The organism is Dehalobacter sp. TeCB1, from assembly GCF_001707455.1.
In the GTDB taxonomy this organism is placed as follows: Bacteria; Bacillota; Desulfitobacteriia; order Desulfitobacteriales; family Syntrophobotulaceae; genus Dehalobacter; species Dehalobacter restrictus.
The window spans coordinates 44,092-56,686 of sequence record NZ_MCHF01000056.1 but is presented as its reverse complement, the minus strand read 5'-3'; the positions used below and the strand labels follow the sequence as shown (position 1 = coordinate 56,686).

Here is a 12,595-nt window from a genome sequence, read left to right as displayed (position 1 = left end):
ATGTATGTTAATCAGTATTATTATTTTAATTGCTTTGATTAATTAGCTTTTAATCTGAGGCTTTAGTTTCTGTTTCATAAAAGCAATAATCCCCGGCAATAAGGAAATGATAATGATGGCGAAAATCACAAAAGTAAAGTTTCTTTTAATGGCTGGCAGATTGCCGAAATAGTAGCCTAATAAGGTAAAGGCCCCTACCCAGGAAACACCGCCGATTATATTGTACAAAGTAAATTTAGGGAAATTCATATTTCCTATACCCGCCACAAAAGGGGCAAATGTTCTTATGATGGGAATAAACCTAGTGATGATAATGGTTTTGCCCCCGTGCTTCTCATAGAAAGCATGGGCTTCATCCAAATACTGCTTTTTAATGAATCTGATTTTTTTCTGTTCATAAATCTTAGTGCCAATACTCCTGCCTATGAAGTAGTTTGTCGTATTGCCAAGAACAGCCGCTAATGCCAATAAAGCAAAAAGCAACACGGGGTGGAAAGCTCCGATGGCCGCAAATGCGCCTGCCGCAAAGATTAATGAATCTCCGGGAAGAAACGGTGTCACAACCAGTCCTGTTTCAATAAAAATAATGACAAACAGCAGCGAGTAGGACCAAAAGCCGAAATTCTGAATAATATAGCTCATATACTTATCTATATGCAAAATGATGCCGACAGCATGGTTCAAAAAATCAATCAATTGTCTGCCTCCTGTTTTTCAATTTTATCGCCGCAGCGTACACAGTAGATATCCTGCTTGGTTACAATTGCCCCGCACTTTTCACAGGACTCATTAATTTTAGTCCCGCAGCAGCTGCAGAACGTATTGTTTTTATTCTGCGAAACGCCGCACTTGTAGCAAGTCTGGTTATTTTGTTTGTAAATAGCGTAGACAATAAAACCCACGAGATTTGTGATTAAAAGCAGCAACCCCCATAACGGCGCGTTTAATCTCCTCCTGCCGGCATCCTTGTAAACCCATAAGGCCAGAAGCAGCCAATAAACGCCGAATATCAACATTAATAGTCCGGCTGAAATCTCGAGAAAACGCTCAGCATTAGGCACCGGCTTGATATCATTGATGATATAAACCTTCATCCCGTTTGCACTGTCGGTAAAATAGTTCAGAAAATATATTTTTTTGGAATTGAAGTTGGACTCATAGAAAAAGTCGCCATTATAGTCTCTTCTGAAGTCTTTGGAATCCCGGTAAAAATCTTCTGTAAAAAGAAGGTTTTCCACCCCTGTCACTTTAAAATACGTATCTGGGATACTGACGTCCTGAAAAAAATCTTTCTTATCATTAATTTTGGTTAATGTCAGTTTTCCTTCTTTGCTCAGGTCGGAATTTTGGGCGCTGTAAATGATTTTATTATCCTTATCCAACAGGAAAACGTCTTTGATGTCATCGGAGGAATTGGCAAAAGTTCCGAGCCGCCCCTCAATAGACGGGTCAAGCCCCTGATGGTCTACCTGGTTTTCGATCTTGTAGTAATTTACGGTAAAGGCAATTTTATCTTTAAATTCATAGGCTCCGCCAGCTAGAACGGCAATAATCACAAGCAAAGAGACGATAATATACCATTTTGTCACTTTCTTGAAATTAATGCCGCCCACCAGCTTATCCAATTTTTTGAATATCATGTTGTCCTCCGTTCATATTCATAACCATGGGAATCAATAAGACAAGGGATAAACATTGGAAAATAACGATATAAACCAGCATCTTCATAAACGGCAACCCAATAAAAGCATGAAGAGCAAATATGCCTGCCGTTGCAATGCATCCCAGAAAGAACAGCCTCATAAGCAACGCGTTATTGCTTTTTTCCTTTAGCTCCAGACACTTTTTCTCTATTTCACTATCCAAGACGTTTAACAGTCTTTCTGTTTGCATACGGTCAAAATTCTCTGTCACTCAAATCACCCCTTGTCTTTAACAATTCCTTCAGCTTGACCATGCCGTTGTGGATCCTGCTCTTAACCGTTTTAGGCTCCACATTAAGCATTTCCCCAATTTCCTTAAGTGTTAAACCTTCAATGTATTTAAGCTTTATCGCCATTTTCTGCTCTTCGGTCAGTTTTTCTATTTGATCCATGATATCCGTACTGTAAATCTTATTCACGACGGAATCTTCAAAACCGGGAACACTTTTATCATTGATAAAATCGTATTCCAGCGGATCTATCGGGATCGACCTCTTTTCTTTTCTCAGATAGTCAATGTAGATGTTCTTAGACATGGTGATAATGTAAGTAGAGAACCTGGCCTTCCCTGCAATCTCAAATTTGTCAATGCTGCGAATTACCTTAATGAATATATCCTGAGTCAAATCTTCCGCCAGTTGATCATTGCCCGTAAGTTTTACCAGAAATTTAAACACGTAGGGATGGTATTTGCTGATCAGTTCCTGGAAAGCAGCCTTTTCCCCATGCTGGCATCTACGTATGAGTTCTCTATCCTCCATAAGTTACCGCCTTAAAATTACTGCACTGTATTCAGCTGATCATTCTCTATCTCCTCGCCGTTTTTTTATTACACGTGAGTAAAGAATTTAGGTTGCAGATTTATATTTCACAAAATAATGATAAAATTGCAACTTAATATCCTATCCGGCGTGTAATAAATAAACATAGGACATGGAGCCGTAAGGGTATGAAAAACGCTCTATATGACAAGTTCATAAAACTTGATAATATTCTGCTTGAAGCATGCTCCATCAAGATGAAAAACTCCATCTTGGACAAGGTCATGCCTAAAATCACCCGTACCAATAATTACGGACAGGTTTATGTAGTGACTGCTGTTATCCTCTGGAGAAACAACCTGACAAATTTATTGAATATCCTTCTGGCCTTGAGTTTAGGTTTGCTCTGGGGCGAGGGATTAATCAAGTACTTGGTAAAACGGGAACGGCCGCCGGCAGTGTCGGAGAATTATAGCTATTTAATCAAGTTTCCGCATTCCTTTTCTTTTCCTTCCGGACATACAACGTCTTCCTTTGCAGTATTAGGCGTAAGCTGGTCGCTGAACCTGCCGTATAAATACTTGATTTTGGCCTTAGCAGTCGTCATTTCTTTTTCCAGAGTCTATCTCCATGTGCATTATCCTTCCGATATCATCGGCGGCGTCATCCTCGGCTTTTTATGCGCTGTTATTGCGCTGAAAATACCTGAGTTGCATTCATTAGTTTTGAATACCCTGGCAGACTTCAACCACTCCATTAACCTTAAGCTTTTGCCAGGCAATCCATACGGATTATTGCTTACGTCCGGATCAGGGTAAGCTATCCGTAAAACTTGTCTTTCCATTACAGTCAGACCCCGTATTACCGTCAAGACAAGCAATACGGGGTTTTTGCTGCAGGGATTAAATTTGAAAATCAACGTTACGCCCCAGTGTCCCTGAATGTGATGGTTTAGCAGCATTATTAGAATTAGTTTGCCCCGTAGACTGAGCCAGTTCCGCAATTCGCTCCGCCGGGCTTTCTGCAGCTTCCTCCCCTTGGCTAACTTTTCTTAGAGCCGCTGTCTGATTTTGATAAGGAATAGCTTGCGGCTGCATAAGCGTCCCGCTTATTGATGCTATCATCATATTCACCTCCTTTTTTGTCTATCTTAGACATACGAATATTAAAATTAGATTATAAAATGCAATTATTAATCTTATATAATACAATTTAACAGGAAGTAATTATTGAGAAAGCTGGGGATAGAAACGGAAAGGAAAAAAGTTTTTTCTAACATTGTCTTAATCGGTCTTGTCAGTTTTTTTGTGGACATGAGTACCGAAATGGTGTATCCGCTCATTCCGCTTTTTTTGACAGCCACGCTTGGCGCTACGCCCGCCATTGTTGGACTCATTGAAGGGATTGCGGAAAGCATCGCTTCCCTGCTTAAGGTGTTCAGCGGCTATATCGGGGATGTTTATCACAATAAAAAGAAGCTGGCTTTTACCGGGTATTCCGCTTCCGTTATTTATAAGGTGTTCCTTCTTCTATCCGCTTCCTGGATTGGTGTTTTAGCGGCGAGAGTGGTCGACCGTACGGGCAAAGGCATCCGTACAGCGCCGCGTGACGCGCTGGTCGCCCAGTCAAGCGAACAGAAAAAGCTGGGAGGTTCTTTCGGCTTGCATAAAATGCTGGATATGGCGGGTTCGTCGCTTGGCGCGCTGCTGGCATTTATATTTTTCGCAACCGGTTTCGGCTTTCAGAAAGCTTTCCTTTTCTCTATTATCCCGGCTGTTATCGGCATTCTTATTATCCCTTCAATCCGGGAAAAAAAAGGCGCTAAACCTTCAGGCGAGAAGCTTTCCCTGAAAGGAGTTAAGCTGGATAGTAGACTAAAGCTGTATCTGGCTGTTATGTTCATGTTTTGCCTCGGCAATTCATCCAACACTTTTTTGCTGCTGAAAGCCCAGGAGCGCGGCTTTTCAGCTTCGCACGTAATTTTGCTCTATTTAATATTCAACGTTGCCACATCCATACTGGCTATTCCGTCCGGCAAAATGTCCGATAAGTTCGGCAGGAGCAGAGTCCTTGTACCTGGGTATCTTATTTACGGTTTTGTCTACCTCGGGTTTGCTTTGCTTACAGCAAGAGCGGGCATAATCGTTTTGTTTATTGCTTACGGCGCTTATACCGCGTTTATTAGCGGCGCGGAACGAGCCTTTATAGCAGAAAATGCACCGCCAGGCTACAAAGGAACCGTTCTGGGGATTTACGGCATGCTCCAAGGTATCGGCCTTCTCCTCTCATCAATTATTGCTGGGTTAATGTGGGACCGGATAAATTCCGACGCCCCGTTCTGGTTTGGCGGCATGATAGGACTTGTTGCAGCGGTTATGATCGGATTGATATTGGGCAAGAATACTATTAGCAAATGTAACGGGAGTACAACTGATGAATAAAAAAAAAGTAAGTCTAAGAGAAATTTTTCATATTAGCTTTGAAATTGGCTTGCTCCTGAAAGGCCTGGACAGCTTGTTGGAAATTATCGGCGGTATCTTTCTGATATTTCTGACTCCGGACAGGCTTAACTGGCTGATACGCCTGCTGACCCAGCACGAATTGTCTGAAGACCCGCAGGACAAGTTTTCTAATTTATTGGTGACTTTAGGCCACAGTTTTTCCATCAGCACCCAAGATTTTGGAGTGTTTTATTTGGTTTCTCATGGAATCATCAAAAGCGTTCTTATCCTTTTGTTATGGCGCAAAAAATTATGGGCCTACCCGCTTGCCGTACTCTCTTTGGTCTTGTTCATCGCCTATCAAATATACCGCTACACCTTCAGTCCATCGGTGTTTCTTATCTTGCTCACGGGACTTGATATTATCATGATTTTCTTAACCATTATGGAATATAAAAGAGTCAAAATGCAGTTAAACTCAGCCGAGCATGCGTAAATTGCTATGTTGTCCTCATTTTCGACTACATAAAAAGTATCTGCAAATCATATATTCATACTGTTAACTTCCGATTGAAGCAAGGTGAAGATCTATGGGACAACGACCTTTACCGAAACTGACACAGACTCATTTGATGATTATTGCAATCGTTTTAGTCCTAATCGCAATTTTCCGGACAAACTCTACCGGCATACTGCCGCCTTCGTTCCCCTCTCTTAAATGGAAAACCCAGGTTACGGATGCAACAAAAAACGGCAACATCTTACTGTCGCTCTATTTGCTGGATACAAGCAACGCCTCTGAACCGGTAAGCCCATAAGTAAATGACGTTTCATCCAGACCGGCAAATTACTTTGGGAAATACCTGAAGCTTTCCGGCACTGTTAAATCAGTACAAACCGAGCCGATACAAAATAGTTTGCTTAATCTGATTATTGGGACTAAGGCCTCTGAACAGATGATGTTAGGAAGTGACGGTACGACGACAGTAGATTGCCTGCTTGTCAACACAGGAACAAATTTCGGCACTGGCGGCAATATAACGATTTTTGGATATACTCCTGGCTTAAGGTATGTCCAAAATTCTCAGGGCGTCACAACTTCTGAACTTGTAATTGTCGGCCAGCCTGGCTAGCCTAAATTCAAATAGTGTCTCAGACTTAAATCGGTTTACTAAGTTCTATTACAATTCGTTTATATTTCATTTATCCATAATAAATAAAGGATAAAACATATAAAATTCCACTTACATTGACAAATGAACATAATGAAGGTTTTACAACATTTCCACTGGACATGAAAAACCGTTTTCAAGTAAAACCACTTGAAACGGTTTTTTCTAAAATAGAGGTTTACTCTTTATGTCTATTTCAACTTAATCGGTTCGCTTAAGATCTTCTTTGCTCGAGACCCGCTGATTACACCGTTGCCAACCATGCTCTGGACGACGATATTTTGCCGTTGTCGAGCAAGTACCATATTTTTATAGGGATCATAATCATTGGGGGCATTCGGAATTCCGGCAAGCATTGTTTGTTCGCCCGCGTTTAACGCTGACGGGATTTTGCCAAAGTATATTTCTGCCGCTTGATACAAACCGTAAGCCCCATGTCCGAAGTAAATAACATTGGCATAGAGCACAAAGATTTCTTGTTTGCTCATCGTATCATATAATCCAATGGCATAAATACCTTCAAGAAATTTCCAAGTTATTGATTTCACCGTACGGCTCAGAATTGTGTTGTGAACCAGCTGCTGAGTGATTGAGGAGCCGCCTTGAAGCGGCTGTTTACTGCGAATATCTACAATAACCGCCCGCAAAGTTCCATCGGGATCAATACCTTTGTTTGTAAAAAAACTGCTGTCTTCAGTTGCGATTACGGCATTTCGATATGTCTCCGGAATTTCATCATAAGTTATAAATTGACTATTATGTTTTTTTACCGAGGTTAACGCTTCACTGCGAACGGTATCAGCAACACTGTTGATATGAGTAAAATAAAATTTTAACCCAAACCAGCAAATGCCTAATACAATAAACAATAATATTAATAATTTTAGCAATCCTTTTACGAAGCGCATAATTCCTCCGTTTGGAAAAGGCTTATTAGCTGTATCTATTATTATTTGTTTTTAACACATCAATTCTAAAATAAAAAGAAAATTACCATAAAAAAAATGTAAGGTTTTAAAATTATAATCCAATATTCAAATAATTTTCTAAGTATATTCGTCCTTATCTAAACATAAATAATTTTGATTGACTTAATTCAAAGAATACCGGAAGAAGAGAGAACCTGCGTATGAGGAAAATACCGCAAATCACACTGCTTTTTTGGATAATGAAAATCTTTGCAACAACATTGGGCGAAACCGGCGGCGATCTTATTGCCCAAACTTTGAATGTAGGATACGCTGCAAGCGCACTAATTTTCATTCGTTTTTTTGCAGTTCTTGTCATATTACAACTTTTCAGCAGAAAATACCATCCATGGCTTTATTGGTCAGTCATACTTGCAACAAGTACATCAGGAACTGTTATGTCGGATTTTATGGATAGAACCTTAGGCCTTGGCTATGCAGTTGGTTCTTTTATATTGATTTCAATTTTAGTAATAATTTTTATAGTCTGGCGTTTAAGCGGGATTCCCCTTTCAGTAAATAAAATAAATACAAAAACATCTGAAATCTTGTTTTGGACTGCGATTTTATTTTCTAATACGCTTGGTACTGCGCTTGGGGATTTTATATCCGATAACTCCGGTCTTGGATTTTTTGGAGGCACGCTTCTCATCAGTGGTTTATTAGCATTAATAGTATTGGCAAAGTATCTTTCAAAAATTTCGCGGGTATTTCTATTCTGGGCCGCATTCGTTTTAACCCGCCCGTTTGGCGCAACAATGGGAGATTTTCTTTGGAAATCTCATGAGAAAGGCGGCCTTGGACTCGGTTCCGCTGGAACATCCATAGTCCTTGCAGCAGGACTAATTATTTTAGTGATTTATGCTACAATCAAAGAAAGAAATAATCATAGGAATATTCTCTATCCTGCATGGTCTAACATCAAAAAATAATAGATTATAAATAATTCCTATTTTTGCAGCCAGTTGTTGAATCTCGCTCAGAATATGGGTTGGATATAAGGATGATTATAAAGTGACTTAACTCCTTTCCCTTACCGCAATCAAAATGAAGCATTGAAGCCCTTCTTTGCCGCTCCGCAAAAGCCCCTCTAATCGAGTTTTTCCTTTGCTTTGTTTCTGGTCTTTAAATTTGAAATATTCACAAAAGCTTCCTGAACAGCGTCTTGAGCCAAATATTCATCTTTCAAAATCCTATTTATCACTTTATACGCCAAAGAAGCATATTCTTTATACAAGGTTTCCAGCTTGCTTCGGTTTTCTTTATTTATTTTATTTTTTTACCTTTTTTGCATTTTTTGCTTTTTTTTAGTAAAATAACAACAAGTGTATAAAATGTAAATTATTACAAGATATTACCCCGATTATAGTACATAATCCATATTGTTGCTTTGTCCCTTGTTTTTTCGTTTATTTGTATGAAAGGTAAAAATGAACCAGGGATTGACCGTCGAATAGAAAAGTATTTGCTTGGGATAAACCGTCCTCATAAAAATTAAATGAATTATCAATGATAAGGGCAAACCTGTCAAAAGGCAGGGACGCAAAGCCTTGGGTCTAAAGTGCATATAAGCACTATGACAGCCAGGCTACCATGGAGACTCATTGTCTAAACCTGCCCTTAAACGGCAGGTTTTCGCGTTTTGTTGCTACAGGGGAGTTCATAAATCCCATAAAAAATACCACTGCCTTCCAGTTGGTTGAAACACAATGGTTCTAGGTTATCCGGTTTTTACGCTACTTAGTATCCAGCAGAGCTTTTACGGTGGCTGTTGCGATCTTAAGATCACGCTCATCACACAGTCGAAGTAACCGGGTAAGTTGCTCTAGTTCAGTATTCATAACTTTATTTTCCGGAAAGAAAATTGTATCCGCTGATATGCCTAACTCCCTGATAAGATGGAAAAGGAGATTGTAACTCGGTTTATGATTTTCGTTTTCAATAGCCATAAGGTAGCGGGAAGTTATACCTACTCTTTCAGCTAATTGATCTCGTGTAAGGTTCTTGTTTTTTCGGGCGGCTTTAATAATGTCACCCAATTTGTCCAAATCATTATGCACCATTAGTTCACCTCACATAACAGTCTATAGTTCCTAAAAGGAAAATAAAACGCTGCTACATATCTATATATAGAGGAACTGATGGAACGCATTTGAAAATTATATAAGTTGTTTTCGGCTCAGCCAAAAAAAAAACAAGTTTGGCGGGCCCATTTTTGATGTCCTTTACAACAAATACCCCTCCAAATTTGCAGATTTGGGGGGATATTTGTGTTTAACAATAATACTATAAAAAGCAAGCAGCCGCTATTTTTAATAAGCGGGCTGGCGTAGAAGCAACTTTCTTTAACGTTTACTTTATCCCCCTAAATCTTGACTTGTTAAAAAAAGCGTATATTTTTCAACGGATAAGTGTTGCTATTATGTAGAACTCTTGGAACTAGAAAACAGGATATATAAATTCCTAAATGCTTGTTTGGATTTTCTCCGGATGAGTATTTATTGCTATATAAATAAAAATTCCATCGGTTGCCGTTCCCCACCCTCTGTTTTGGTTTTTACAAAAAAATCAAAACGGAGGTCTGAAAATGAAAAGGATCAATTTGCGGGATTATTACCCGTTCTATCAATCTGACTTTTTTGTTGAAGTTTCGGATGAAATCGCTTCATCCCTGAAGTGCTTCAAGCTGCGTGAGAATGCTTACAAATTACGCACATACAGACACAAAGCCTATTACTCTCTCGAGCGTGGTGACGGTATTGAGCAGGAAATTGTTTTCATTTCCTTGTCTCCTCAAGAGATTTATGAGAGGAGAGTGACCAATCATGAGTTGTATACTGCCATCAACAGTTTGCCGGAAAAACAGGCAAAACGTGTTTATGCTCATTTCTTTTTAGGTATAAGCAAAGCCGCCATTGCTAAAGCAGATGGCATTAGTGAAAGCGCAGTTAGGGAATCCATCGAACGCGGACTAAAAAATATCGAAAAGTTTTTAAAAAATTTTCGGTAACACCCTGCGGTTTTGCCTAAAAAATGAAGTGGTTATTAGAGGGACAAATTCTTCCCCCTTAACTGATCTTTGACAATTAAATAATTGTTTTATTCGGTACTTTCCCTGTATGTCCTGAAAAGGAAAGCCAAATAGCAGATACGCCATAACCACCAGTCCATCAACAATCGGATTTAGTGAAGTATAAATGATGTTGCGATTGAATTAGGTCAGGTACGAGCGATTAATATCCGTGCTATAAATAAATGCTGGCAGCATTAAAGGCGATGACACATACAGTGGGATAATGATACTTCCGTCCAGCCACAGCCCTGCTTAAGCAGGATCACGCAATGGGGGCGGCTTGCAGAGAACCTGGGAGAGGTGAAATTCCTATGAGGACGGTCAGCCTCCGTCCGCCAGATAAGACATAATCTTTTTAAACCAAAACAGAAGTGCAGTAAGGGGTGTGCCTGTTTATGATCTACGTGTCTACGTGTCTACGTGTCTATGTGTCCTAAACGAAAGCGCATCCCCTGCTGCCCTAATCAAAAATAGAAATAACAGTAGTTTGTTGGAAAAAGAAGGGGTTTTTGAAGATTGATTTGTAAACGAAAAGGAGGCTTGACTATGGCAAATGAAAAATTATCACAAGAAAAAGCCTACCGAATTATGCTAAAAGGATACCCCGATGTGCTCGATATGAAGCAAATGTGTAAAATTCTTAGCATTAGCCTAAAGACAGGATACGGTCTGATACAAGAAAATAAAATTGAATGCCTAAAGGTTGGCCGAGCCTATAAAATTCCCAAGCCATTTTTATTGAGTTATCTGAGAATAGGTCCAAGCAGAGAAAGCGAATAAAAATGAGATTTGCACATTTTACGAACCTTTTTCATTGTGCTACACTCATCCCGTCAACGGCAGGTGAGTGATCAATTTGAAAGGAGGAACATATGGAACTCACTAAAATGCTAGAAATGGTCAGATTGACCGAGGATGACTTGATCGGAGGATTTACAACAACTAAGAAGGGATATTATTACACTGTCCTCAACCGGAAGGATAAGAATGGAATGCGCAAGCCTCTTTGGATTTCAACAGGACTTCCTGCAATCGGGGAAAATGAAGCAGAAGCCGAAAGCCAATGTTTATCGGCTAGAATCCAATATTCACTTGACTTAAAAAATGGCGTGGCCGATAAGACTTTGGCACATGAAGAACCTGAAAACAACAGTGTTCAGGATGATTCAGATGGAGACTCTTCAGCAAATCCCTTGTTTGCAGATTTATTAAAAGAGTGGCTTGCCTTTAGACACCCGGATAACATTGTTGTGGGCGAAGATTTTAACTTTGACAAGACAATCAAGCTTAATACTTGGGCTGGCTATGCAGAAAACATAAAACAAAACTTATACCCGACATTCATGGCTTACGGATGTACTGTCCAAGAGATTACTCCTGAGTTGCTTAAGGGACATTATTCTTACCGGCTGAAACATGGCAAGAAGAAGGCGACGGTTGCTAAAGATTACACCATTATCAACCAGGCATTAAATTATGCCGTCAGCAAAAAGATGATTAGCGTGAATCCGAACAGCGCCATCACTCTGCACAAAATCGAGAAATATAATGCGGCTACACTCAATGCCGAACAAATGCAATACTATCTCGAATTTATTGTAGGTGATATAATTGAAATCCCTATATTGCTTGGTGGATTTTATGGAATGCGGCGCAGTGAATGTCTGGGCTCCAGAGAAAGCCAGTTTGATTTCAGGTATAAATTCTTTCGGGCCAGCCACACCGTAACAAAAGCAGTGATCGACAAGAAAAAAATATATATCCCGTCCGACAAGCTCAAAACGGATTCAAGCAACCGTACTTATCCTTTAATTCCTTATGTCGAGGAAAGGATAAAAGCTAAGATAGCGGAAAATAAAGAACTGAGAGCGCTTTGCGGCAGTTCTTACAGCAAGGAATGGCTTGGTTATCTTTGCGTTCATCCTATGGGGGAAATCATCGACCCGGACTATATAACCAACAGACACCGTGATTTACTCAGAAAGGCCGGATTGCCTCATGTCAGGTTCCATGACCTTCGACACTCGTGCGTAGGGCTGATGATGGCCAACGAGGTGCCTATGGAGCGGATCAGGGATTGGGTTGGTCACAGCGATATTCGGACAACGGTTAATACTTATGGTCATTTGGAGTACCAGTCCAAGAAAAAAACAGCCAAGATCATTCAGAAATCTTTACCGCTTAAAATGGCAGGAGCTGCTAATCTTTAGAATCAACAGCTCCATGATGGCGGAGAAGAAGGGATTTGAACCCTTGCGCCCGGGAAAACCAGGCCTACCGCATTTCGAGTGCGGACCCTTCAGCCACTTGGGTACTTCTCCGAATTATTAACTTTATTCTAACACCTCGGATAGAACTTGGATAGAACAGCTCAAAAATCTGTCCTGATTCGAACTCCGAGGGTTTAGAAAACCCCATGAAATCAAGGTTTCCGGTTACATGACTTCCACATTGCCCAACACATTTCGAGTGCGGCG

17 protein-coding genes, 1 tRNA gene and 1 riboswitch are annotated in these 12,595 nt (G+C 40.1%); of the genes, 9 read left to right on the top strand and 9 right to left on the bottom strand.

Going from position 1 to position 12,595, the window contains the following annotated elements; translation table 11 throughout:
• Positions 1-42 precede the first annotated feature (42 nt).
• From A7D23_RS11930 to A7D23_RS11915, 4 genes are read right to left on the bottom strand one after another with little or no spacing between them, the layout of a single operon-like run.
• Positions 43-693: a DedA family protein gene (locus A7D23_RS11930; RefSeq protein WP_083221928.1), complete on the bottom strand. Its 651-nt coding sequence runs from the start codon at positions 691-693 to the stop codon at positions 43-45.
• Positions 693-1,640: a zinc ribbon domain-containing protein gene (locus A7D23_RS11925; protein WP_068883876.1), complete on the bottom strand. Its 948-nt coding sequence runs from the start codon at positions 1,638-1,640 to the stop codon at positions 693-695. The genes A7D23_RS11930 and A7D23_RS11925 overlap by 1 nt, the downstream gene beginning before the upstream one ends.
• A complete protein-coding gene (locus A7D23_RS11920) occupies positions 1,618-1,914 on the bottom strand; it encodes a hypothetical protein (protein ID WP_068883874.1) in 297 nt (98 codons plus the stop codon). The genes A7D23_RS11925 and A7D23_RS11920 overlap by 23 nt, the downstream gene beginning before the upstream one ends.
• The gene (locus tag A7D23_RS11915) at positions 1,898-2,464 is read right to left on the bottom strand and encodes an RNA polymerase sigma factor (RefSeq protein WP_068883872.1); all 567 of its coding nucleotides are present in this window, start codon (positions 2,462-2,464) and stop codon (positions 1,898-1,900) included. Before A7D23_RS11915 ends, A7D23_RS11920 begins: the two co-directional genes overlap by 17 nt.
• A gap of 188 nt (positions 2,465-2,652) precedes the next feature.
• Between A7D23_RS11915 and A7D23_RS11910 the strand changes: the two genes are divergently transcribed.
• Complete coding sequence (locus tag A7D23_RS11910) at positions 2,653-3,282, top strand: phosphatase PAP2 family protein (protein ID WP_068883870.1); 630 nt, start codon at positions 2,653-2,655, stop codon at positions 3,280-3,282.
• Positions 3,283-3,366: 84 nt separating this feature from the next.
• Here A7D23_RS11910 and A7D23_RS11905 read toward each other — a convergent pair whose 3' ends face one another.
• Positions 3,367-3,588 carry a hypothetical protein gene (locus A7D23_RS11905; protein WP_068883868.1) on the bottom strand — a complete coding sequence of 74 codons (222 nt, stop codon included), beginning with the start codon at positions 3,586-3,588 and terminating at the stop codon, positions 3,367-3,369.
• Positions 3,589-3,693: 105 nt separating this feature from the next.
• On the opposite strand from A7D23_RS11905, the gene A7D23_RS11900 reads away from it, so the two are divergent.
• The 4 genes from A7D23_RS11900 to A7D23_RS16115 all read left to right on the top strand — a co-directional run bounded on the left by A7D23_RS11900 (position 3,694) and on the right by A7D23_RS16115 (position 6,038).
• A complete protein-coding gene (locus tag A7D23_RS11900) occupies positions 3,694-4,905 on the top strand; it encodes an MFS transporter (protein ID WP_242871523.1) in 1,212 nt (403 codons plus the stop codon).
• The gene (locus A7D23_RS11895; protein WP_068883866.1) at positions 4,898-5,401 is read left to right on the top strand and encodes a DUF2127 domain-containing protein; all 504 of its coding nucleotides are present in this window, start codon (positions 4,898-4,900) and stop codon (positions 5,399-5,401) included. Before A7D23_RS11900 ends, A7D23_RS11895 begins: the two co-directional genes overlap by 8 nt.
• A 94-nt stretch (positions 5,402-5,495) precedes the next feature.
• Entirely contained in the window at positions 5,496-5,723 is a 228-nt protein-coding gene (locus tag A7D23_RS11890; protein ID WP_068883864.1) for a hypothetical protein, read from the top strand.
• Positions 5,724-5,861: 138 nt separating this feature from the next.
• Positions 5,862-6,038, top strand: a complete 177-nt coding sequence (locus tag A7D23_RS16115) for a hypothetical protein (RefSeq protein ID WP_176714415.1) — start codon at positions 5,862-5,864, stop codon at positions 6,036-6,038.
• Between the two features lie 230 nt (positions 6,039-6,268).
• Here the strand turns inward: A7D23_RS16115 and A7D23_RS11880 are convergent, their stop codons facing one another.
• Positions 6,269-6,985, bottom strand: coding sequence for a biosynthetic peptidoglycan transglycosylase (locus tag A7D23_RS11880; protein ID WP_068883859.1), 717 nt, complete (start codon positions 6,983-6,985; stop codon positions 6,269-6,271).
• A gap of 221 nt (positions 6,986-7,206) precedes the next feature.
• Here A7D23_RS11880 and A7D23_RS11875 point away from each other — a divergent pair, with 221 nt between their 5' ends.
• Positions 7,207-7,977, top strand: coding sequence for a hypothetical protein (locus A7D23_RS11875; protein ID WP_068883857.1), 771 nt, complete (start codon positions 7,207-7,209; stop codon positions 7,975-7,977).
• Between the two features lie 158 nt (positions 7,978-8,135).
• Here the strand turns inward: A7D23_RS11875 and A7D23_RS16430 are convergent, their stop codons facing one another.
• The gene (locus A7D23_RS16430; protein WP_282432021.1) at positions 8,136-8,282 is read right to left on the bottom strand and encodes a sigma factor; all 147 of its coding nucleotides are present in this window, start codon (positions 8,280-8,282) and stop codon (positions 8,136-8,138) included.
• 270 nt (positions 8,283-8,552) lie between these two features.
• Positions 8,553-8,641: riboswitch (cyclic di-GMP riboswitch) on the top strand.
• Positions 8,642-8,781: 140 nt separating this feature from the next.
• Positions 8,782-9,108 carry a helix-turn-helix transcriptional regulator gene (locus A7D23_RS11870; RefSeq protein WP_068883854.1) on the bottom strand — a complete coding sequence of 109 codons (327 nt, stop codon included), beginning with the start codon at positions 9,106-9,108 and terminating at the stop codon, positions 8,782-8,784.
• A gap of 524 nt (positions 9,109-9,632) precedes the next feature.
• On the opposite strand from A7D23_RS11870, the gene A7D23_RS11865 reads away from it, so the two are divergent.
• The 3 genes from A7D23_RS11865 to A7D23_RS11855 all read left to right on the top strand — a co-directional run bounded on the left by A7D23_RS11865 (position 9,633) and on the right by A7D23_RS11855 (position 12,328).
• Positions 9,633-10,055, top strand: coding sequence for a sigma factor-like helix-turn-helix DNA-binding protein (locus A7D23_RS11865; RefSeq protein WP_068883852.1), 423 nt, complete (start codon positions 9,633-9,635; stop codon positions 10,053-10,055).
• A 609-nt stretch (positions 10,056-10,664) separates the two neighbouring features.
• The gene (locus A7D23_RS11860; RefSeq protein WP_068883850.1) at positions 10,665-10,898 is read left to right on the top strand and encodes a helix-turn-helix domain-containing protein; all 234 of its coding nucleotides are present in this window, start codon (positions 10,665-10,667) and stop codon (positions 10,896-10,898) included.
• Positions 10,899-10,990: 92 nt separating this feature from the next.
• Entirely contained in the window at positions 10,991-12,328 is a 1,338-nt protein-coding gene (locus tag A7D23_RS11855; protein ID WP_242871522.1) for a site-specific integrase, read from the top strand.
• 17 nt (positions 12,329-12,345) lie between these two features.
• Here the strand turns inward: A7D23_RS11855 and A7D23_RS11850 are convergent.
• A tRNA-Ser gene (locus A7D23_RS11850) sits at positions 12,346-12,439 on the bottom strand.
• Positions 12,440-12,595 lie beyond the last annotated feature (156 nt).

Coding starts and splice junctions, on each gene's coding strand:
- A7D23_RS11925 (WP_068883876.1), bottom strand. CDS start 1,640: ATGATATTCAAAAAATTGGATAAGCTGGTGGGCGGCATTAATTTCAAG.
- A7D23_RS11915 (WP_068883872.1), bottom strand. CDS start 2,464: ATGGAGGATAGAGAACTCATACGTAGATGCCAGCATGGGGAAAAGGCT.
- A7D23_RS11910 (WP_068883870.1), top strand. CDS start 2,653: ATGAAAAACGCTCTATATGACAAGTTCATAAAACTTGATAATATTCTG.
- A7D23_RS11905 (WP_068883868.1), bottom strand. CDS start 3,588: ATGATAGCATCAATAAGCGGGACGCTTATGCAGCCGCAAGCTATTCCT.
- A7D23_RS11895 (WP_068883866.1), top strand. CDS start 4,898: ATGAATAAAAAAAAAGTAAGTCTAAGAGAAATTTTTCATATTAGCTTT.
- A7D23_RS11890 (WP_068883864.1), top strand. CDS start 5,496: ATGGGACAACGACCTTTACCGAAACTGACACAGACTCATTTGATGATT.
- A7D23_RS16115 (WP_176714415.1), top strand. CDS start 5,862: ATGATGTTAGGAAGTGACGGTACGACGACAGTAGATTGCCTGCTTGTC.
- A7D23_RS11880 (WP_068883859.1), bottom strand. CDS start 6,985: ATGCGCTTCGTAAAAGGATTGCTAAAATTATTAATATTATTGTTTATT.
- A7D23_RS11875 (WP_068883857.1), top strand. CDS start 7,207: ATGAGGAAAATACCGCAAATCACACTGCTTTTTTGGATAATGAAAATC.
- A7D23_RS11870 (WP_068883854.1), bottom strand. CDS start 9,108: ATGGTGCATAATGATTTGGACAAATTGGGTGACATTATTAAAGCCGCC.
- A7D23_RS11865 (WP_068883852.1), top strand. CDS start 9,633: ATGAAAAGGATCAATTTGCGGGATTATTACCCGTTCTATCAATCTGAC.
- A7D23_RS11860 (WP_068883850.1), top strand. CDS start 10,665: ATGGCAAATGAAAAATTATCACAAGAAAAAGCCTACCGAATTATGCTA.
- A7D23_RS11855 (WP_242871522.1), top strand. CDS start 10,991: ATGGAACTCACTAAAATGCTAGAAATGGTCAGATTGACCGAGGATGAC.